This window comes from Pseudomonas kermanshahensis, from assembly GCF_014269205.2.
Lineage (GTDB): Bacteria > Pseudomonadota > Gammaproteobacteria > Pseudomonadales > Pseudomonadaceae > Aquipseudomonas > Aquipseudomonas kermanshahensis.
This window is the reverse complement of the sequence record NZ_JABWRY020000003.1, coordinates 15,347-35,271: the sequence shown is the minus strand read 5'-3', so window position 1 is coordinate 35,271 and position 19,925 is coordinate 15,347. Positions and strand designations below refer to the sequence as shown.

The window sequence follows — 19,925 nt, the reverse complement described above, 5'->3', positions numbered from 1 at the left end:
AAACTTGTGTAATAGAGACGAACGAGGTGACGACAGGTGGCCGCTCGCTGGTGGCGCTGGCTGTTGCTGTTGATGCTGCTTGGGCTGGCACCGGGCAGCCAGGCAGCGCCCGGTGCCGTCTGGGTGTTGAGCATCGACGATGCCATCGGCCCGGCCAGTGCCGACTACCTGGTGCGCAGCCTGGACCAGGCCCATGCACAAGGCGCGCAACTGGTGGTCATCCGCATGGATACCCCTGGTGGCCTGGACAGCGCCATGCGCCAGATGATCAAGGCCATCCTCGCCAGCCCCGTGCCGGTTGCCAGCTTCGTCGCGCCCAGCGGTGCACGGGCCGCTAGCGCTGGCACTTACATCCTTTATGCCAGCCATGTCGCAGCCATGGCCCCCGGGACCAACCTGGGCGCGGCCACCCCGGTGCAGATCGGCGGCCCCCCGGGCATGCCCAAGGACGACAAGGCCAAGCCCAGTGGTGATGAACAAACCCTCGCCCGCAAGCAGGTCAATGACGCTGCTGCCTACATACGCGGCCTGGCGCAGCTGCGCGGGCGCAATGCCGATTGGGCAGAGCAGGCCGTGCGCGAAGCCGTCAGTTTGTCGGCCAGCGAGGCGTTGCGGCTGAAGGTGGTCGACCTCGTGGCGACTGACCTGCCCGACCTGCTGCGCCAACTCGACGGCAAAACACTGGACGCTGCCGGCCAGCCGCAGCAGATGCACACCCGCGCAGCCAGCCTGGTCGAACATCTGCCGGACTGGCGCACACGCCTGCTGGCGGTCATCACCAACCCCAGCGTGGCGCTGATCCTGATCATGGTCGGCGTGTACGGCCTGCTGTTCGAGTTCATGAGCCCCGGCTCCACCGTAGGCGGCGTGATCGGCGGTATCTGCCTATTACTGGCGCTGTATGCCCTGCAATTGCTGCCGGTGAGCTACGCCGGGGTGGCGCTGATCCTGCTCGGGCTGGCGTTCATGATTGCCGAGGCGTTCTTGCCCAGCTTTGGCGTGGTCGGCTTTGGCGGCATCGTGGCCTTCGTGGTCGGCGCAGTGATTTTGATGGACACCGACGTGCCTGGGTTCGGCATCCCCTTGCCCTTGATCGCCAGCCTGGCAGTGCTGTCGGCGCTGCTCATCGGTGGCGTGCTGGGCATGGCCCTGAAAGCGCGCAAGCGCGCCCTGGTGAGCGGCGATGCCGGCTTGGTCGGGAGCCTGGTCACGGTCACTCAGGTGCTGGCAGACAACCCGTTCTGCGGTTCGGTGCAGGCGCAGGGCGAACAGTGGCAGGTTCAGTGCGCGACGCCACTGCAGCCTGGCCAACACGTGCGAGTCACGGCGCGCCGTGGCGTGATGCTGGAGGTCAGCGCTGCTGCACCTGCGGCCCAAGGAGAATGACGATGTTCATGCAATTGGGTTTCGGCGCCCTGCTGATGCTGCTGGGCGTGTTGTTGCTGTCGGCGTTCCGGATCTTGCGCGAGTACGAGCGCGGCGTGGTGTTCCAGCTGGGACGGTTCTGGCAGGTGAAAGGGCCGGGGTTGATCCTGCTGATCCCGGTCATCCAGCAGATGGTTCGGGTCGATCTGCGCACGGTCGTGCTGGATGTACCGCCGCAGGACGTGATCACCCGCGACAACGTCTCGGTCAAGGTCAATGCCGTGCTGTACTTTCGCGTGCTCGACCCACAAAAAGCGATCATTCAGGTCGAAGACTTTCTCGTCGCTACCAGCCAGCTGGCCCAGACCACCTTACGCGCCGTGCTTGGCAAGCATGAGCTGGACGAGCTGCTGGCCGAGCGCGAGCAACTGAATGCCGATATCCGCCAGGTGCTGGACGCGCAAACCGATGCCTGGGGCATCAAAGTGGCCAATGTCGAGATCAAGCACGTCGACCTCAACGAATCGATGGTGCGTGCCATCGCGCGCCAGGCCGAGGCCGAACGTGAGCGACGGGCCAAGGTGATCCATGCCGAAGGGGAGTTGCAGGCGTCCGAAAAACTGATGCAGGCGGCGCAGATGCTCAGCAAGGAGCCAGGGGCGATGCAGTTGCGCTACATGCAGACGCTGGGGGCGATTGCCGGGGACAAAAGCTCGACCATCGTCTTTCCACTGCCGCTGGATTTGCTCAAGGGCTTTGTGGAAAAGCCGAAATAACCGGGGGTGCTTGTGCACCCCCGATGGCCTGTCAGACAGGCGCGCGACGCAGGGTCGCGAGGAAGGTTGCCGCGCCGATGAACAACCCGGCAAAGGTGCGGTTCAGCCGCTTCTGCTGTTTGGGTGTACGCAGCAGGCGCAGCACCCGCGAAGCCAGGCCGGTATAGCCCGCCATCACCAGCATGTCGACGGTGATCATGGTGACGGTAATGGCCACGTACTGCGGCAGCAGGGCCTCATGTGGGTTGATGAACTGCGGCAGCACCGCCAGCATGAAAACCAGTGCCTTAGGGTTGCTGACGTTGACCAGAAAACCACGGAACACCAGGCTCAGCGGTTTGCCGATCGGGCGTACGGCAGACTCTTCGCTCATGTCCATCGGCAGCGCGCGCCATTGCTTGTAGGCCAGGTAGACCAGGTAGGCAACGCCAAACCACTTGATCACCGTAAAGGCGGTGGCGGAAGCGGCGAGGATGGCGCCGACGCCGGCGGCGATGATGGCGATCTGTACGATCAGGCCAATCTGCAGGCCTAGCGCGTTCCAGTAACCGCGCCAGAAACCGTACTGCAGGCCGCTGGACATCGAGGCAATCGCCCCGGCCCCCGGTGAAAGGCTGATCACCCAACACGCGGCAAAGAAGCCCAACCACACTTCCATCGACATCACACACCTCGCTCAAACATATGTTGCAAAACGTTAAGCTAAGATGTTGGCGAAAAAATAACCAGCGAATTTTGCAGATTTGTTTAGGGTTTGGGTTGTTGGGTGCTGTTGAGATTGAGCGCCGCCCGCGCGGCGCTTCGCAGCACAAGGCTGCTCCTACACGGGCCAGTTATTCCTGTGGCATGGGCGCGAGCCCCCTTTGCGCCTGACACGAACAGATGTAGGAGCAGCCTTGTGCTGCGAAGCGCCGCATGGGCGGCGCTCGATCTCACAAGCGTTAAAAGGCTCCCGCCCTACGCCCCAAAGACCTCAGCCTCAGGACAGCGCCTCAAGCTCGGCCTGCATGCTTTCCAACGTTTCCAGCGCTTCCATCCAGGCTTCTTCAAGCTCGCCTTCGCGCTGCTTGAACTTGCTCTGGCGGGCCAGTACATCGCGCAGTTCATCCTTGCGCGCGGCCTCGTACAGGCCACTGTCGCCCAACGCTGTTTCGATCTCAGCCAGTTGCGCATGCACCTGGTTAAGCTCGGCTTCCAGCTTGTCGGCCGCCTTCTTGTGCGGTGCCAGTTGCTGACGCAAGGCCGCTGCAGCTTGGCGCTGAGCTTTCTTGTCGGTCTTGTCCGGGTTGGCCGGGGTGTTGCTGACCGGCGCGTTGCGCTGACGGTACTCGACCAGCCAGCGGCTGTAGTCTTCCAGGTCGCCATCGAACGTATCGACCTTGCCGTCAGCCACCAGCAGGAAATCGTCGGTGGTGCTTTTGAGCAGGTGACGGTCGTGGGAAACCACCACCACGGCACCGGCGAACTCCTGCAAGGCCATGGTCAGCGCCAGGCGCATTTCCAGGTCCAGGTGGTTGGTCGGTTCGTCGAGCAGCAACAGGTTCGGCCGTTCCCAGGCGATCAGCGCCAGGGCAAGGCGGGCCTTTTCACCACCGGAGAAATTCACCACCGGCTCGTCGACTCGGTCACCGTGGAAATCGAAGCCGCCGAGGAAGTCGCGCAGCGTCTGCTCACGCTCGGTCGGGGCAATCCGCTGCAGGTGCAACAGCGGGCTGGCCTTGTCGTCGAGGGAGTCGAGCTGGTGCTGGGCGAAGTAGCCCACCGCCAGGTTCTCGCCACGTACCAGGCGCCCGGACAGCGGCTCCAGCTCGCCGGCAAGGTTCTTGATCAGGGTCGACTTGCCCGCGCCGTTGGGGCCGAGCAGGCCGATACGCGCACCCGGCACCAGCTGCAGCTTGACCTTCTCCAGGATGCCCTTGTCGCCATAACCCAGGCGGCCTTCGGACATGTCCAGCAGTGGGCTGGAGATTTTCTGCGACTCACGGAAGACGAAGTCGAACGGCGAATCGACATGCGCCGCCGACAACTCTTCCATGCGCTCCAGGGCCTTGATCCGGCTCTGGGCCTGGCGGGCCTTGGTGGCCTGTGCCTTGAAGCGGGCGATGTACTTTTCCATGTGCGCACGCTGGGCCTGCTGCTTCTCGTAGGCTTGCTGCTGTTGCGCCAGGCGCTCGGCACGGGTGCGCTCGAACGCGGTGTAGCCGCCCTTGTACAGGTTCAGCTTGCGCTGCTCGACGTGCACCACGTGGTCGACCACGGCATCGAGGAAATCGCGGTCGTGGGAAATCAGCAACAGGGTGCCGGGGTAGCCCTTGAGCCAGTCTTCCAGCCAAAGGATGGCATCCAGGTCCAGGTGGTTGGTGGGCTCGTCGAGCAGCAGCAGGTCGGACGGGCACATCAGTGCCTGTGCCAGGTTCAGGCGCATCCGCCAGCCACCGGAGAAGTCACCGACGCGGCGGTCCATCTGTTCGTTGGTGAAGCCAAGGCCGGCCAGCAATTTGCGTGCTCGGGCATCGGCGGTATAGCCATCGGCACTTTCCAGCTCGCTGTGCAGGCGCGCCAGGGCCGTGCCGTCGTGCGCCGTTTCGGCGATGGCAAGCTCGGCCTGCACCTTGCGCAGGCGCACGTCGCCATCGAGCACATAGTCCACCGCGAGGCGATCGAGGGTGTCGACCTCCTGGCGCATGTGGGCGATGCGCCAGTCGCCGGGCAGCTGGCAATCGCCGGAATCGGGCGAAAGCTCACCGCGCAGCAAGGCGAACAGGCTGGATTTTCCGGCGCCGTTGGCACCGATCAAACCGGCCTTGTGGCCGGCGTGCAAGGTCATCTCGGCGCCTTCTAGCAAGCGCTGCGGACCACGCTGTAAAGTGAGGTTGGATAGTCTGATCATGATGGTCGCGGAGTCTACCAGCTTCCTCGGCCCGTAGCGTGAGTGGAATCATGTACACCGACCTGTGGAATCACGCCCTGGCCTTGTATGCCAGGGCCGGCGTGGAAGAGGCCTGCCTTGACGTGCAAGCGTTGGGCGGTGACGTTTGCCTGTTGCTCTGCGGCACCTGGCTGCAAGCACGCGGCGTGGCCGCGACAGGTGAGCGCGCACAAGCCCTGCGCGACATTGCCGAACCTTGGCAGCGTGAGGTGGTGACGCCATTGCGTAACCTGCGCCAGCAATGGCGCACGGCAGCGCACAACGATGCGCAGTTGGCAGCGTTGCGTGAGCAAGTAAAGGGGTTGGAATTGCAGGCCGAGAAGGCCTTGCTGGAACGCCTGCAGGCGTGCTCGCAACAGTGGCCCGCGGACTCGCACGAGCCCACGGACGACTGGCTGGCCCGGCTAGCGCCGGACCAGGCCCAAGATCACCGCGCGCTGCATCAATTGCGCGTCGCGGCGGCAGCGCTTCAGGATGCCGAAGACGGCGCCTGAGCCGGGGTGCTGGCGGGTGCCGACGGTGCTGCGGCCGGGCTGGCCGAGTTGGTCGCGGCGGCAGGCGCGCTGGTGGCAGCCGTGGCGGGCTTGGTTTCGGCTGGCTTGCTCGCGGCTGGTTTGGCAGCAGCCGGTTTTGCAGCCGGTTTGGCGGCAGCACGCGCGGGTGCTTTAGCGGCAGCCGCGGGCTTGGCAGCAGGCTTGGCCGCAGGTTTTGCAGCTGCAGGTTTGGCCGGGGCTTTGGCCGCTGCAGGTTTGGCTGCCGGTTTAGCAGCGGCGGCCTTGGCTGGCGCCTTGGCAGCAGCTGGCTTGGCTGCGGGTTTTGCAGCTGCAGCCTTGGCCGGTGCTTTGGCAGCGACGGCTTTAGCGGCTGGCTTGGCCGCAGGTTTGGCGGCGGCGGTTTTGGCGGGTGCCTTGGCGGCAGCGGCTTTTGCTGGCGCTTTGGTGGCAGCGGCTTTGGCGGCTGGCTTGGCGGCAGCAGCTCTGGCCGGCGCCTTGGCTGCAGGTGCTTTGGCGGCAGGTTTGGCGGCCGTGGCGCGTGCTGCCGGCTTGCTGGCAGCCTTGGCCGGTGCTTTAGCAGCAGCTGGTTTTGCAGCCTTGGCAGCGACGGCGCGCTGGTCCAGTGCCTTGCTGGCGGCTTCACGCACCTTGCCCACACCTTGGGCCAGCTTCAGGCTGTCCTGGGCATCACGCTTGAGCTGTTGGATGTAGGTACGGGTCTGGGTCTGGCGGTCCTTGAGCGAGTCGAGCAACCCTTCAAGTTCACCGATCGCTTTTTGTGCCTTGGTCTGCGCCTTGGCTTTACCTGCCTTGGCCGCGTCCTGCAGTTTCAGGCGACCGTTGTGCAGTTTCTCTTGTGCCTTGCCACGTTGCTTTTCCAACTTGGCCAGCAGTTTTTCCGCATCAGCCAGCGCTTGCGAGCAGGCATCTTCCAAATGTTCGAGCAGGCTGCCCGAAAGTTGCTGGAGCAGGTGCAACGGCGTACTTACTGGCTTCTTTTTGGCCGACATGGTTTACCTCCTGGCTGACGAGATTGCGGCTCATACTATGCTTCTGCTGCTACCGCCGCTAGGGCATGTTGACAGTAATATTTACGCCGCGTTGCATGCCTGGGCAAAGTTGTTATCTTGCAGCTCCGTGAAAGTGTAGTTGCTGAATTAAGCGTTGCTCATATTTGGCAGATACAGGCCAACCCCGATGTTGGCTGCCCCGGCCCGCTCATTGCGCAGGAACTGTCCATGCCGCGTTTTCTTGTTTTAGGTTTGTGCCTGGTGGCGCCTTTTGCCCTGGCCAATGCAGACGACCACGACCTGGCCTACAGCCTGGGTGCCAGCCTGGGCGAGCGGCTGCGCGAAGAGATGCCGGGGCTGCAACTGGACGCCCTGGTCGAAGGCCTGCGCCAGTCCTATCAAGGGCAACCACTGAAGCTCGACAAGGCACGTATGCAGGCTGTGTTGCAGCAGCATGAAGCGCAGGCCGACAACACCGCCGAGCAGGCTCAGGCAGAAAAACTCAAAGCAGTGGAAACACGCTTCATAGCCAACGAGCGGGCGCGTGCCGGTGTGCATGAACTGCCCGAAGGCGTGCTTTACAGCGAACTGCAAAGCGGCGCCGGCGCGCAGCCGAAAGCGGGTGGCAAGATACAGGTACGCTACGTGGGCAGGTTGCCGGATGGCTCGGTGTTCGACCAAAACCAGCAGCCGCAGTGGTTCAGCCTGGATTCGGTGATCGAAGGGTGGCGGGTGGCGTTGCCTCGAATGCATGCAGGCGCGAAATGGCGCCTGGTGATTCCGTCGGCGCAAGCCTACGGTGCCGAGGGCGCGGGTGACCTGATCGCGCCCTATACCCCCTTGGTATTCGAGATCGAACTGCTGGCGGTTGGCGACTGACGCCACGCCTCAGGCTTCGACCGTGCCCTCTTCCTTGTGCGCGTTGTGCAGCACCTCGATCAGGCAATCCTCCAGCTCGAAGCGCTCGTGCAGCAGGCCGCCCAGCTTGGCCAGTTTTTCGGCGAAGCGCTCGGGGTCTGTGCACTCGCCCTTCTCGCAATGGTCATTGAATGCCAGCGCGATCTGGGTGCTGTCATCGATGCGCGGGTTGATCTGCGTGGCCAGTTCTAGGCCGCGAGTGTCGCCGAAGGCCTTGGCTTCACTGACCAGCTGTTCGCTGACTTCGAAATGCCAAGCCGAGACATAGTCGACCAGCACCGCGCAAAAATCGCGGTTCTTGTCCTTGTCGGCGAAGGCTGGCTTGGCGTCGCGCAACGCGCGGAAAGCCTGCACCAGTTCATGGCGCTCCTCCAGCCAACGGTCGATCAGCTTGTGAACCCCACCCCAGCGTTCCTGGGCGTTCTGACAACTATCGAGCATGGCGATCTCTTCCCTTCTGGGTAGATGCCGCTGCACCTCGCACCACGACCGCGCAGCAGAAAGGTGACATCAGCAGGACGGCATCGAGCAGTTGTATTTTCGGTATGCGTGCTGGGAGATTATTCCCGCGCGTGCTGACCATCAAGGTACGCAGCAGACAAAGTTCATACAAGTGTTTAATACCCCGTTACAACACCATTGGTCGCGATAGCGTCCCAGGCTTGCGCCAGGTCAATCGCCCGCCAGGGTGCGGAAACGATACGCCAGCAGGCGGCTCAAGGGCAGCGCGCCCAGCAACAGGAATGCCAGCAGGCTCCATTCAGGCAGTGTCAGGTCAACAAAGCTCCAGGTCAGCGCGTTGCAATCCGGGCCACCCAGCAACAATTGCCGCGCAGCTTCACGCCAGGATTGCTCGAACACATCCCAGATCGGAGCCGGGCACACGTGAACTGCCCCACCCGCCCCTTGCAGCCAGACATGCCGTGCCGCCAGCAACGCCCCCGCCGCCGAGCAGGCCAACAGTGCTTGCGCGTAACGACGAATACCCGACCTGCCCGGTGCCTGCAGCACTGCGACCAGGCAAAGCAGCCCATACAGGCCCAGTAACAAACGTTGGCTGAAGCACAACGGGCACGGCACCAGCCCCAGGGCACTTTCCAGGTGAAATGAACCGGCCAGCACAGCCAACGCGGCAAGGCAGGCAGGAAAGAAAAAAGTGCGTAAACGGGCCGGCAGCATGGGCGATGGAGGTCCCGGGGAATGAAGTGGCTTGAAACGGTAGAGGAAATAACCGCTGTGTTTCAAGGCGCTACAGGGACGACAAGTCGCTGAATAGCAAAGGAAGTTTCCTGCCAAGCAGTAGGAAACGTCTTAAGAAATGGACTGCAGAACTAACTTATATCGCCGGACAAGTTACCCGCTCCCTTAGCCCGCACGCTGGCGCGAACTAAGGGGTAACCCAGGTAAAACGCTTAGGGGTAACTCAAGCGCGCACTGCTTCTGGCAACGGCAGCGCCAGCAAGCGCTCATCCAGCAGGCCGAGGCCTTCCTGGAACAGCTGGTTGCTGCGCTCGGTCTCGCCAAGGCCGGCGAGCAAGCGGGCCAGTTCGGCACAGGTTTCCGGGTTGCGCTCCATCTGCAAGCTGCTTTCCAGATAGTCCCGCGCCTTGCCCCACAGGCGGTTCTGCAAGCTCAGGCGGCCGAGGGTCAGCAGCAGGCTTGGGTCCTGTGGATGCGCCTTCAGCCAGCCTTCGGCTGTTTGCAACTGGCGCGCCGGGTCATCACCGCGTACCAGGCCATACAAGCGAGCCAGGTGGCTTTCGTACTCACGCTTGAGGGCCGTGCGCAGCACTTGCTCGGCTTCGCCCTGGGCGCCGACCTGGCGCAGCTGCTCGGCGTAGGCCAGCACCAGCTGCGGCTCCTGACGCTGGGCGGCAGTCAGTTGCTGCCAGGCACGTTCCAGGGCCTGACGCGCACTTTGCGCATCCTCGCCGCGGGTTGTCGCCAGGCTCAGGTTCTGGCCCCACGCACGCTTTTCAAGCTCGGCAAGCTCAGCCGCTGGCAGCACCTTGCCCTTGCGCAGGTCAGGCAGCAGGCGAATCAGCGCCGACCAATCGCCACGTTCCAGGTACAAGCGCTGCAGCAGGCGCAGCACCTGGGTGTTATGCGGGTGCCGCGCCTGCATCGCCAACAGGGTTTCCAGCGCACCATCCGTGTCGCCACGGTCCATCTGCAACTGGGCATGGGTCAGGGCAATGGCCAGTTCCGCCTGCGGCTGACGCTCCAGGGCGCGCTCCAGCAGGTTGTCGCTGTCTTCCTTGCGGCCTTGCTCGTTGGCGGCGCGGGCGGCGCCGAGGTAGTACAGCAAGGGCTGGCGCTCAGCTTCGGCGGCGCGGTGCAGATGGCGCTGGGCACTGGCCCAGCGGCCCTCGGCGAGGTCCAACTGGCCTTGCTCGATGGAAAGACGGATGCGGCGGCTGCGGTTACGACGCGACCACGGGTTGACCACGCCGCTGGAGGTCAGCACCAGGCCAACCAGGTAGCGCAACAACCCAAGCAGGGCGATCACGGCCACAAGCCCCGCCAGCGCCGCCCAAAGCCCCGACTGGTAGCGGAAGCTGCCATAGGCGATCAAGACGTAGCCACTGTGCTTGGCCACCGCAATGCCCAGCGCCGCGGCGATCACGATCGCCAGTACGGCCAGCAGGTAGACCCGCTTCATGGCTTGCCCCCTTCACCCTCGGCCGGCAGGTGGCGGCGCTGGATGTAGGCTTGCACCGAGGCCAGGCTCTCGCTCAGGTCAGGGGTGACCACAGACACCGGTTGCTCGGCCAAGGCGTTGAGGCTGTCGAGCATGGCCTTGCTTTGTGGGTTGTCGGCATTGAAGTTGGCCAGCAGTACGCTGCGCGCATCATCCAGTGCCTGGGTGTAGACCTTGGCCTCGCCATTGAGCGCGGCCCACTGGGCTTGCTCGATGGTCAGGCTCAAGGCCAGGCGCAGCTGGTTCAGCGACTGCCCGGCCAGCAGCGGCCGCACGTTGTCATCGGCGTTGAAGTCGATCTGGAAATACTTCGAGATTTCCGCCCACCACTGCGACCAGCGACTGGCGCCATCGCCGTCGGATGTCAGCGCACCGAGCGCATCGGCATTGCTCTCGAACTCAGGCGACTGGGCGCTGAGTTGTTGCACCAGTTCGCGCTGTGCAGCCAGTTTGAGGAACAGGCCCGTGCGGTCTGGCTGCTGCGTGCTGTTGAGGGTTGCTAGGCTGCGCGCCAACTGCTCGCGAGCGGCGAAGGCACCGGGGTCGCTCTGCTCGCGAAGGATTTCGTCGGCGCCTTCGACCAGGGCCTTGGCGCTGGTGATGTCCTGCAGCGCCGAGAGGCGCAGGGTAGCCAGGCGCAGCAAGTGTTCGGCCTCTGCCAGGCGCCATTCCTTGCGGCTCTCGCCCAGCACGGTTTCCAGACGCTGGCTGAGGCGTTGCTGATCGCCTTGCAGCTGCGAAACCAGGCGACGGCGGTCTTCCAGCTCGCTGGCAGCCGGCAGGCTGGCCAGCTGCGCGCTGATCTGCTGTTCACGCTGCTGCAGCGCTTCGGCGCGCTGGTTCAGGGCTTCAAGGTGCTGCCCTTGGTTGAATTCGCTGCCTTGCAGTTGCCGCACCTGCCAGACACCCCAGCCACCTATTGCGACCCCGGCCGCACCCAGCAGCAGCGCCAGCGCTGCCAGACCGGTGCCGGAGCGCTTGGCGGGTGTGGCGGTGACGGGATCCGCCGGCGTCTGGGCCGACGGCTGATCGTTATTGGACAAGACAGTTTCGCTCACGTATCCATCCTTTGCATGGGGGCGCTAGGCGTTCAGCTTAGCGCCTTAAGAGGCAGGTGCAGCGCTGCGCTGCACAGCTGCCAGCAAGGCCGTGGCACTGGCGCCACGGCAATCCACAACCTGTTGGGCCCCGGCGGCCCTGGCCTGCTCGGCAACCCGCGGGCTCGGCACGAACAGCGGCAGACGCGCCACCTGCGGCCAATCGGCGCCGGCCATCTGCTGCAAATGTTCAAAACCCTGCCCACTGCTGACCACCAGGCCATTGAGGCGTTCCGCTTCGATGCGACGCATCAGCGTGCCCGCCGGGTATTCCGGCAGGCAGCGACGATACAGTTCCAGATAATCGACACTAGCACCTTGCTCTGCAAGACGCTCTGCCAGCAGTTCGCGACCTCCCACGCCACGGACGATAAGGACGCGTGGTGTAGGAAGCGCGATAGCGTCGCGCAGGACCGGCAGTGCGAGCAAGGCCTCGCTGTCGTCACCTTGCGTAGGGAAAGTCACCTGAAGACCGGCGGATTGCAGCACTGCAGCCGTTGCTTCACCGACGGTAAACCAGCCGGTTGCCGGAGGCTGCAGGCCGGCGTGCGCAAGTTGCTCAAGCAGCAACTTGGCGGCCGGTTTGCTGACCACGATCATGGCCTGGTAGTGCCCCAGCCCGGCAAGCCGCTGACGCGCCACGTCGCCCAATCGCACAGGCTCGATCGCCAACAAAGGCAGGCAGTTGCTGGCCACGCCGGCGGCTGCCAGGCTCTGCGCCAGCGCCGCGCAGTCCTCTTCAGGCCGGGTCAGCAACAGGCGCCAAGGGCTCACGGGTGCCCGGCCTCGCCATAGACTTCCTTGAGGATGGCCTCGGCGCCTTGGCTGAGCAGGTCTTCGGCAACCTGCACGCCCAAGGCTTCAGCCGACGCGCGCGGCGCGCGGGCATCGGCCACCAGCAAGGTGCCACCGCTCGGCTGGCCAACCAGGCCGCGCAGCCACAATTGGTCGCCTTCAAGCACTGCGTAGCAGGCAATCGGCACCTGGCAGCCGCCATTAAGGCGCTTGTTCAGGGCCCGTTCGGCCACCACCCGGTCGGCGGTGTCGAGATGGTGCAGCGGGGCCAGCAGTGCATGGATTTCGCTGTCGGCACTGCGGCATTCGATACCCACCGCACCTTGGCCGCCCGCCGGCAGGCTGTCATCGACGCTGATGCTGGCGGTGATGCGGTCTTCGAAACCGAGGCGGATCAAACCGGCGGCGGCGAGGATGATCGCGTCATACTCGCCAGCGTCGAGCTTGGCCAGGCGGGTATTGACGTTGCCACGGAGGAAGCGGATTTCGAGGTCTGGCCGACGCGCCAGCAACTGGGCCTGGCGGCGCAGGCTGGAGGTGCCGACGATGCTGCCGGCGGGCAAGGCTTCGAGGCTTTCAAAACGGTTGGAAACGAAGGCGTCGCGCGGGTCTTCCCGCTCGCAGATGCAGTACAGGCCCAGGCCTTCAGGGAAGTCCATGGGCACGTCTTTCATCGAGTGCACGGCGATGTCGGCTTCGTTGTCCAGCAGGGCGGTTTCCAGTTCCTTGACGAACAGGCCCTTGCCGCCGATTTTCGCCAGCGGCGCATCCAACAGCTTGTCACCGCGGCTGACCATGGGCACCAGGGTCACGATCAGCCCAGGGTGCGCCTGCTCGAGGCGGGCTTTGACGTATTCGGCCTGCCACAGGGCCAAGGCACTTTTACGGGTGGCAATGCGGATTTCGCGAGTGGACATGGAACGCCCCGATGCAGAGAAATGCTGCCGATGATAACAGCTCCGGCGGCATCACCAGCAGATGCGGGTCAATGGCTATGTACGTCCCGTGCGCGGCCGTGGGCAGCGGCCGCGCAAAGACGTGGTCAGAGCGTCTGCATCATCTTGCGCACGCCAGCCACATGGCGCCGGCTGACGGTCAGGGCATCGCCGTCCAGGCCTTTGAGAAACAGCTGAAAATGCCCAAGCGGGGTGCGCTGCAGGCGTTCGATACGCTCGCGGGCCACCAGCGCGTTGCGGTGGATACGCACGAAGCGTTCGCCAAATTCGTCTTCCAGGGCCTTGAGGGGCTCATCGAGCAACACCTCACCGCCCTCGTGGCGCAAGGTCACGTATTTGTGGTCAGCGATGAAATAGATAACCTGGGGCAAGGGAATCAGCTCGATGCCCTTTCGCGTTCGCGCACTGATATGGCTGCGCGGGCCGCCGCCTTCATTGGCCGGCCGGGTGAGCGCCGCCAACTGGGCGCGGTTGGGCTTCTCGGCCTTGCGCAGCGCATCGCGCAACGCCTGAGGCTGGAAGGGTTTGGTCACATGGCTGAGGGTGCTGTCCTTGAAAGCCTCTGTGCCGTATTCATCGTCGCCGGTGCAAAACACCACCGAGGGCGGCGCTTCGCGCTCGCACAGGCGAGCAGCGACCTGAAGGCCATCCAGGCCAGGCATGCCGATGTCCAGCAAGACCACATCGGGCTTTAGGCTTTCGATCAGCGCCAGGGCCTCCTCGCCGTTGGTGGCGCTTGGCTCCAGCACGGTATAACCCTCTAGTTCGCCGAGTAGCCTACTGAGGCGTTCACGGCCTTGGGGTTCGTCATCAACGATCAGGACATTCATAATTGCGCTGGATTCCTGAATGAGTCTCGCACAGGTGTAGCGTAGACAAGTGTGGTTCGAGCGACACTGCGTGTCACGCTCTAGACCGGTGCAATGGCCAAAGATTCACTCGGCCGGCAGATTCACTGCCAGTCCTCTGTCCAACTGTAGACGGTCCGTGGAACACTGCCGTTCAATCCTGCAAATCCTTGCTTGCTCGTTTGCCTGCCCATTTGCCGTCATTTCTCTCGACCGGCGTCCTGCGGCAGCCAGCCCAACCCTGCTATTATCGGCGCCACTTTTTCGTTCACGCCTGCAATGAGTGAATCCATGAGCACCGACAAGACCAATCAGTCCTGGGGCGGCCGCTTCAGTGAGCCCGTCGACGCCTTCGTCGCCCGTTTCACCGCTTCGGTCGATTTCGACAAGCGCCTGTACCGCCACGACATCATGGGTTCGATCGCCCACGCCACCATGTTGGCGCAGGTCGGCGTGCTCAGCGATGCCGAGCGCGACACCATCATCGATGGCCTGAAGACCATCCAGGGCGAGATCGAGGCCGGCAACTTCGACTGGCGCGTCGACCTTGAAGACGTGCACATGAACATCGAGGCACGCCTGACCGATCGCATCGGCATCACCGGTAAAAAGCTGCACACCGGCCGCAGCCGCAACGACCAGGTCGCCACCGACATCCGCCTGTGGCTGCGCGACGAGATCGACCTGATCCTGGCCGAAATCACCCGCCTGCAACAGGGCCTGCTGGAGCAGGCAGAGCGTGAAGCCGAGACCATCATGCCCGGCTTCACCCACCTGCAAACCGCCCAGCCGGTCACTTTCGGCCACCACTTGCTGGCCTGGTTCGAAATGCTCAGCCGCGACTACGAGCGCCTGGTCGACTGCCGCAAGCGCACCAACCGCATGCCCCTGGGCAGCGCCGCGCTGGCCGGCACCACCTACCCGATCGACCGCGAGCTCACCTGCAAGCTGCTGGGCTTCGAGGACGTATCGGGCAACTCGCTGGACGGCGTCTCGGACCGTGACTTCGCCATCGAGTTCTGCGCTGCCGCGAGCCTGGCGATGATGCACCTGTCGCGCTTCTCCGAAGAGCTGGTGCTGTGGACCAGCGCCCAGTTCCAGTTCATCGACCTGCCTGATCGCTTCTGCACCGGCAGCTCGATCATGCCGCAGAAAAAGAACCCAGACGTGCCGGAGCTGGTACGTGGCAAGAGCGGCCGCGTGTTCGGCGCCCTGATGGGCCTGCTGACCCTGATGAAAGGCCAACCGCTGGCCTACAACAAGGACAACCAGGAAGACAAGGAACCGCTGTTCGACGCCGCCGATACTCTGCGCGACTCGCTGCGTGCCTTTGCCGACATGATCCCGGCCATCAAGCCCAAGCACGCGATCATGCGTGAAGCGGCACTGCGCGGGTTCTCCACCGCCACTGACCTGGCTGACTACCTGGTACGCCGTGGCCTGCCGTTCCGTGATTGCCACGAAATCGTCGGCCACGCGGTGAAGTATGGCGTGGACACTGGCAAGGACCTGGCCGAGATGAGCCTGGACGAACTGCGCCAGTTCAGCGATCAGATCGAGCAGGATGTGTTCGCTGTGCTGACCCTGGAAGGGTCGGTCAATGCCCGTGACCACATTGGTGGTACCGCACCGGCGCAGGTGCGTGCGGCCGTGGTGCGTGGCCAAGCCTTGCTGGCTTCGCGCTAACTGCTTGTTGTAGGAGCAGCCTTGTGCTGCGAAGAGGCCGGTGCAAACACCCTGGATCTAAGGTGTTTGCACCGGCCTCTTCGCAGCACAAGGCTGCTCCTACAGGTTCAGCGCTAGCTACAGTTAGCGCTTGCCGCTACGAATCATCTCCATGAAGGCCGGCATCGCCGCCTCCTTGTCTGCCAGGATCCGCGCCATGTGCGGGTGCTCGCGCATTTTCTCCAGCAATGCCTTGGCCTCGGGGAAGTCCGCGAGGAAGTCGAGGTTCAGCACCTTCTTGCCCACCGCGTAGGCCAAGTCGACCGAGAAGCAGAACATCAGGTCGGCAATGGTCAGCTGCTCACCCGCCACATAGGGTGCGAAGCGCCCATTGCGCTTGAGCGTGGCAAAGCCCGCCAGCAGGTCGGCACGGGCGCGTTCCTTGATCAACGGCTCCACCGCCATGCCAAAGAAGGACTCGGCATAGCAGGTACGCGCCGGCAGCTCGATGTACAACTCGATTTCCTTCAGCAGCTCACGCACCTTGGCCTGCTCGAACGGCTCGGTTGGCAGTAGTGCCTTGCCGCCTTGGGTCTGCTCGATGTAGTCGAGGATCACACTGGTTTCGCTGATAAAGCCGTGCTCGGTTTCCAATACCGGTACCTTGCCCCGCGGGCTGACTTCCAGTGCCTTGGGCGCCTGGCCGCCGTAGAAGGTGACCTCCTCGAAAGGCAGGCCTTTTTCCAGCAGCGCCAGCTTGACCATGTTGTAGTAATTGCTGACCGAGAATCCGTGAAGCTTGAGCATGGGGTAACAGCCTCCAGGCCGTATGGGGATGGCCCGGCTTTTATAGCCCCTGCGCCAGCGCCTGACCAGCGTCATGCACCCGGTCGATGACCGGACATTGCCAGCACAGGCGTGGCAAACTGTATGCCCCATCACAGGAGTACCGCCATGAGCGAGCCCACCGACATCGACAATGACGACGAAGCCTTCGCCGAAGCAACGCTGACCCAGGCCATCGAGAACCAGATCGAAAGCGGCGAGCCGCCGGCCGCCAAAGCCACCTTCAACAAGCTCACCCTGGTCGGCTACGCGCGCGAGGACATCCTCAACCTGATGGCCCATGTGTTGGCCTTCGAGATCGACAACATGCTGGTGGAAGACCGCGCCTTCAATAGCGAGTGGTATGAAAATGCCCTGCGCGCCCTGCCCGAGCTGCCACCTGAGATGGATCAAGGCGACGACGAATAACCCGACTACACTCGAAGGTCAGGCACCGATGACGGTGCCGCCATCCTCGTCTGGAAGTCAGGAGTCGCCATGTCCTTTACCCCCGATCTGATCGCCGAACTGGAAGTCCTCGCGCTGTTCAAACACGACAGCAGCCAGGAAGGCATCAAGATAAACAGCCACGCCTCCCCTGCCCTGATCGCGGCCGCTCAGCGCCTGTTCGAGAAAGGGCTGACCGATCAACCCGATGGTGGCTACCTGACCAGCCTGGGTCATGACGCCGTCGACAGTGTTCAACTGCTGCAGAACATTCTCAAGGCGCCACAACCGGCCTGATCGAACAGGTATACCAGGAGGGCGGCCTTAGCTGGCCGCCGCCCTGCGCTTCTCGGCCAACCGCGAGCGCCCGTACAGGAACACGATGGCCAGCAATGCCACCGCCTGGGCAGCCAGCGAGTAGGCATCGGCATGAATGCCCAGCCAGTCGAACTCGAAGAACGCCACCGGCCGCGTGCCCAGCACCCCGGCCTCTTGCAGTGCCTTGACGCCGTGCCCGGCAAACACCACCGACAGCGCGCACAACAGCGCCGCGTTGATGCTGAAGAACAGCGACAGCGGCAGCTTGGCCGAGCCGCGCAAAATCACCCACGCCAACCCCACCAGCAGCACCAGCGCCGTCGCGCCCCCTGCCAGCACCGCCTGATGCCCGGCAGGCCCCGCCTGCAGCCACAGGGTTTCGTAGAACAGGATCACCTCGAACAGCTCGCGGTACACCGAGAAGAACGCCAGCATGGCAAAGCCGAAGCGCCCGCCGCCACTGACCAGGCTGCTCTTGATGTAGTCCTGCCAGGCCGCAGCGTGGCGGCGGTCGTGCATCCATACCCCCAGCCACAGCACCATGACCGCAGCAAACAGCGCCGTGCAGCCTTCCAGCAGCTCGCGCTGGGCACCGCCCACGTTGATCACATAAGCCGCCAGGGCCCAGGTGGCAAAGCCGGCTACCAGCGCCAGCCCCCAGCCGATATTCACGCTGCGCACAGCCGACTGCTGGCCGGTGTTGCGCAGGAAGGCCAGGATCGCCGCCAGCACCAGAATCGCTTCAAGGCCTTCGCGCAGCAGAATCAACAGCCCGGAAATGAAGCTCAGCGACCAGCTCAGGCCGTCGCTGCCCAGCAGCTTGGCGGCCTGGCCGAGCTTGGCCTTGGCTTCAGTTAAGCGCTGCTCAGCCTGGGCCACTGGCAAACCGTCCTGCAGTGACTGGCGGTAAGCCATAAGGGATTTTTCAGTGTCTTTGCGCGCTTGGGTATCGATGTTGTCCAGCGAGCTTTCCACCAGCTCGAACCCTTCCAGGTACGCGGCCACAGACAAGTCATACGCCTGGTCGTGATCGCCTTCGCGGTAGGCGGCCAGGCTTTTATCCAGGGTGCTGGCGGTGTACTCGAGCAACTGCGCCGGGCCGCGTTTGACTTGCGGCGGCTGGGCACGTTGGGCACGGAAAGCGTCCAGCGCACTGGCGCCTTCGTTGGCCGCGACTTCAGCCGGGGTTTGGCGGGCAAGGTCGGCCAGGTTCCAGACCTTGTCACCTTTTGCGGCTTCAGGCTGGGCAGTGAAGCTTGCCACATAGGCGGCGACGTCCCAGCGCTGACGCTCATCGAGCTGATCGGCGAACGATGGCATCTCGGTGCCTTCGATGCCCAGGCCAAGGGTGTTGTACAGGTCGAACAGGCTCAACTGGTCAAGCCGCTCGACGCTGCGCAGGTTAGCGGGCGGCGGCTCCAGGCCGACACCGGCCGGGCCATCGCCGGTGCCGGTATCGCCATGGCAGATCGAGCAGTTCTGCGCATACAGCGAGGCCCCGCGGGCCGGGTCCGGGGTAATCACCGGGGCCTGGCTAACCTCGTAGGCCACCGCCAGGCGCGCGCCTAACTGGCGGGCCTGACGGGCAACGGCGGCGCCTTCATGACGCTGCTCAATGGCCTGGCGCAAACCCTCTACGCCCTGCTCCAATGCCGTTTGCTCAGCATGCGCCGGCAAACCTTTGACCAGCTCGGCCAGTAACGCAGTGAATTCCTGTTGCTCGCGGTATTCACCCTCGTCGATCACCTTGCCGTCGCGCACGGTCGGCGGGTAGTCGGCACCGATGTAGTCGAGCAGGTGCAAGGCCTTGGCGGCCTCGGCGGGGGCTTCGGCCAGCACCGCGGTGCTGCACAGCGCCAGCACTGGGCCAAGCAGGAAAGCAGGCAGCCAGGCAAGCAGACGGGAACGGGTTTTCATGGCCAGTCTCGGAGGGAATGCGAAAGAGAACATTGTTCACTTCCACTCTATTTCTCTCAAGGGTAGCGGGCGGATTTCATGAAAAATCTTGTGACAAATAAGCTTCAACCCAGGAGGCGTGTTGACTCTTGTAGAAGGCGTGCTCGGCTCAGGCGCTGGCGCGGGTGTGGTCGCACAAGGCGTTGATCATCCGGCACAACAGGCGGATGTTCATGCCCATCGCATCACGCATCAGACCAGGGCTGCTGTCTAGCAGGGCGGAGGTGGTCTGCTCCACCGTCAGGGTCAGGGCGCGGATCAGCAGGTCGCACGTTTCGGCGCAGGGAGGGTCTTGGAGCGTGATGAGGGGTGGGTCGAGCAGAAGGAGGGTTGCGGGCGGTGGGTCGGGGACGATTTTTTTCATGGTGGGGCACCTATGGCATGCGGATAGGTAACTGCCTTCCTTTTCGTCTCACGGAGCTGGGTGGCAGTCATACGCGGGGTGAGACCCGGGTCCATAGGCATACCCGGCCAGACCGAAGCCTGCCCGCGTACGACCGCCATTAAGCGATGTGCTATAGAACCGGGTGTCTCACGCCCGATCGCCTTGCGAGGCGACCCGAGGACATTATTCCTGGGGCATCTCCCCGCCTAGACAGCACCTTCCGACAGGCGCGTAGGATAGTTCGCCTGATAGCGAGAGCTGAAGCATTTGGTTTCAGATTCGGAAATGTCTGACATATTCGGGGTGTTCGACGTTAGAGGTTCGGCGCCCTCAAGACCGAGCGCCGCCCGCGCGGCGCTTCGCGGGGCAAGTCGGACCGCCGCACCGCCGCTCCCACATTTGTTTCGGGCCAATTTTCCTGAGGCATTGGCACGCGCCCC

The 19,925-nt window shown here is 63.6% G+C and carries 20 protein-coding genes; 7 read left to right on the top strand and 13 right to left on the bottom strand.

Features of this window, described 5'->3' with window-relative positions; translation table 11 throughout:
- Positions 1 to 36: 36 nt before the first annotated feature.
- Together HU764_RS26480 and HU764_RS26475 are read left to right on the top strand one after the other, a co-directional pair.
- Positions 37 to 1,386: an NfeD family protein gene (locus HU764_RS26480; protein WP_027595138.1), complete on the top strand. Its 1,350-nt coding sequence runs from the start codon at positions 37 to 39 to the stop codon at positions 1,384 to 1,386.
- A 2-nt stretch (positions 1,387 to 1,388) separates the two neighbouring features.
- Positions 1,389 to 2,141, top strand: a complete 753-nt coding sequence (locus tag HU764_RS26475; RefSeq protein ID WP_027595137.1) for a slipin family protein — start codon at positions 1,389 to 1,391, stop codon at positions 2,139 to 2,141.
- 31 nt (positions 2,142 to 2,172) lie between these two features.
- Here HU764_RS26475 and HU764_RS26470 read toward each other — a convergent pair whose 3' ends face one another.
- Together HU764_RS26470 and HU764_RS26465 are read right to left on the bottom strand one after the other, a co-directional pair.
- Positions 2,173 to 2,805 (bottom strand): LysE family transporter, encoded by a 633-nt coding sequence (locus tag HU764_RS26470; protein WP_186681816.1) that lies wholly within the window; start codon positions 2,803 to 2,805, stop codon positions 2,173 to 2,175.
- A gap of 315 nt (positions 2,806 to 3,120) precedes the next feature.
- Complete coding sequence (locus HU764_RS26465) at positions 3,121 to 5,031, bottom strand: ATP-binding cassette domain-containing protein (protein WP_186703112.1); 1,911 nt, start codon at positions 5,029 to 5,031, stop codon at positions 3,121 to 3,123.
- A 50-nt stretch (positions 5,032 to 5,081) separates the two neighbouring features.
- Here HU764_RS26465 and HU764_RS26460 point away from each other — a divergent pair, with 50 nt between their 5' ends.
- Complete coding sequence (locus HU764_RS26460; protein ID WP_085273893.1) at positions 5,082 to 5,564, top strand: TIGR02444 family protein; 483 nt, start codon at positions 5,082 to 5,084, stop codon at positions 5,562 to 5,564.
- Here HU764_RS26460 and HU764_RS26455 read toward each other — a convergent pair.
- Positions 5,540 to 6,574, bottom strand: coding sequence for an AlgP family protein (locus HU764_RS26455; RefSeq protein ID WP_186681814.1), 1,035 nt, complete (start codon positions 6,572 to 6,574; stop codon positions 5,540 to 5,542). The genes HU764_RS26460 and HU764_RS26455 overlap by 25 nt on opposite strands.
- Before the next feature lie 228 nt (positions 6,575 to 6,802).
- Here HU764_RS26455 and HU764_RS26450 point away from each other — a divergent pair, with 228 nt between their 5' ends.
- Positions 6,803 to 7,453, top strand: coding sequence for an FKBP-type peptidyl-prolyl cis-trans isomerase (locus HU764_RS26450; RefSeq protein WP_186703111.1), 651 nt, complete (start codon positions 6,803 to 6,805; stop codon positions 7,451 to 7,453).
- 9 nt (positions 7,454 to 7,462) lie between these two features.
- Here HU764_RS26450 and HU764_RS26445 read toward each other — a convergent pair whose 3' ends face one another.
- From HU764_RS26445 to HU764_RS26415, 7 genes are all read right to left on the bottom strand, one after another.
- Entirely contained in the window at positions 7,463 to 7,933 is a 471-nt protein-coding gene (locus HU764_RS26445; protein WP_027595131.1) for an Rsd/AlgQ family anti-sigma factor, read from the bottom strand.
- A gap of 231 nt (positions 7,934 to 8,164) precedes the next feature.
- Positions 8,165 to 8,671, bottom strand: a complete 507-nt coding sequence (locus HU764_RS26440; RefSeq protein ID WP_186703110.1) for a disulfide bond formation protein B — start codon at positions 8,669 to 8,671, stop codon at positions 8,165 to 8,167.
- Positions 8,672 to 8,915: 244 nt separating this feature from the next.
- A complete protein-coding gene (locus tag HU764_RS26435; RefSeq protein WP_186703109.1) occupies positions 8,916 to 10,154 on the bottom strand; it encodes a heme biosynthesis protein HemY in 1,239 nt (412 codons plus the stop codon).
- Positions 10,151 to 11,251, bottom strand: coding sequence for a uroporphyrinogen-III C-methyltransferase (locus HU764_RS26430; RefSeq protein ID WP_097151363.1), 1,101 nt, complete (start codon positions 11,249 to 11,251; stop codon positions 10,151 to 10,153). The genes HU764_RS26435 and HU764_RS26430 overlap by 4 nt, the downstream gene beginning before the upstream one ends.
- A gap of 45 nt (positions 11,252 to 11,296) precedes the next feature.
- Positions 11,297 to 12,064, bottom strand: coding sequence for a uroporphyrinogen-III synthase (locus HU764_RS26425; protein ID WP_186703108.1), 768 nt, complete (start codon positions 12,062 to 12,064; stop codon positions 11,297 to 11,299).
- Complete coding sequence (hemC, locus tag HU764_RS26420) at positions 12,061 to 13,002, bottom strand: hydroxymethylbilane synthase (protein ID WP_085273896.1); 942 nt, start codon at positions 13,000 to 13,002, stop codon at positions 12,061 to 12,063. Before hemC ends, HU764_RS26425 begins: the two co-directional genes overlap by 4 nt.
- Before the next feature lie 125 nt (positions 13,003 to 13,127).
- Positions 13,128 to 13,871 (bottom strand): LytR/AlgR family response regulator transcription factor, encoded by a 744-nt coding sequence (locus tag HU764_RS26415; protein ID WP_027595125.1) that lies wholly within the window; start codon positions 13,869 to 13,871, stop codon positions 13,128 to 13,130.
- A gap of 309 nt (positions 13,872 to 14,180) precedes the next feature.
- Here HU764_RS26415 and argH point away from each other — a divergent pair, with 309 nt between their 5' ends.
- The gene (gene argH, locus HU764_RS26410) at positions 14,181 to 15,575 is read left to right on the top strand and encodes an argininosuccinate lyase (protein ID WP_027595124.1); all 1,395 of its coding nucleotides are present in this window, start codon (positions 14,181 to 14,183) and stop codon (positions 15,573 to 15,575) included.
- A 123-nt stretch (positions 15,576 to 15,698) separates the two neighbouring features.
- Here the strand turns inward: argH and HU764_RS26405 are convergent, their stop codons facing one another.
- A complete protein-coding gene (locus HU764_RS26405) occupies positions 15,699 to 16,361 on the bottom strand; it encodes a glutathione S-transferase (RefSeq protein WP_186681806.1) in 663 nt (220 codons plus the stop codon).
- Between the two features lie 147 nt (positions 16,362 to 16,508).
- On the opposite strand from HU764_RS26405, the gene HU764_RS26400 reads away from it, so the two are divergent.
- Both HU764_RS26400 and HU764_RS26395 read left to right on the top strand, forming a co-directional pair.
- Positions 16,509 to 16,808: a hypothetical protein gene (locus HU764_RS26400; RefSeq protein ID WP_027595122.1), complete on the top strand. Its 300-nt coding sequence runs from the start codon at positions 16,509 to 16,511 to the stop codon at positions 16,806 to 16,808.
- Between the two features lie 69 nt (positions 16,809 to 16,877).
- Positions 16,878 to 17,123, top strand: coding sequence for a TIGR02647 family protein (locus tag HU764_RS26395; protein WP_027595121.1), 246 nt, complete (start codon positions 16,878 to 16,880; stop codon positions 17,121 to 17,123).
- Between the two features lie 27 nt (positions 17,124 to 17,150).
- Here HU764_RS26395 and HU764_RS26390 read toward each other — a convergent pair whose 3' ends face one another.
- Positions 17,151 to 19,094: a cytochrome c/FTR1 family iron permease gene (locus HU764_RS26390; RefSeq protein ID WP_186703107.1), complete on the bottom strand. Its 1,944-nt coding sequence runs from the start codon at positions 19,092 to 19,094 to the stop codon at positions 17,151 to 17,153.
- Positions 19,095 to 19,209: 115 nt separating this feature from the next.
- The gene (locus HU764_RS26385) at positions 19,210 to 19,464 is read right to left on the bottom strand and encodes a hypothetical protein (RefSeq protein WP_027595117.1); all 255 of its coding nucleotides are present in this window, start codon (positions 19,462 to 19,464) and stop codon (positions 19,210 to 19,212) included.
- Positions 19,465 to 19,925 lie beyond the last annotated feature (461 nt).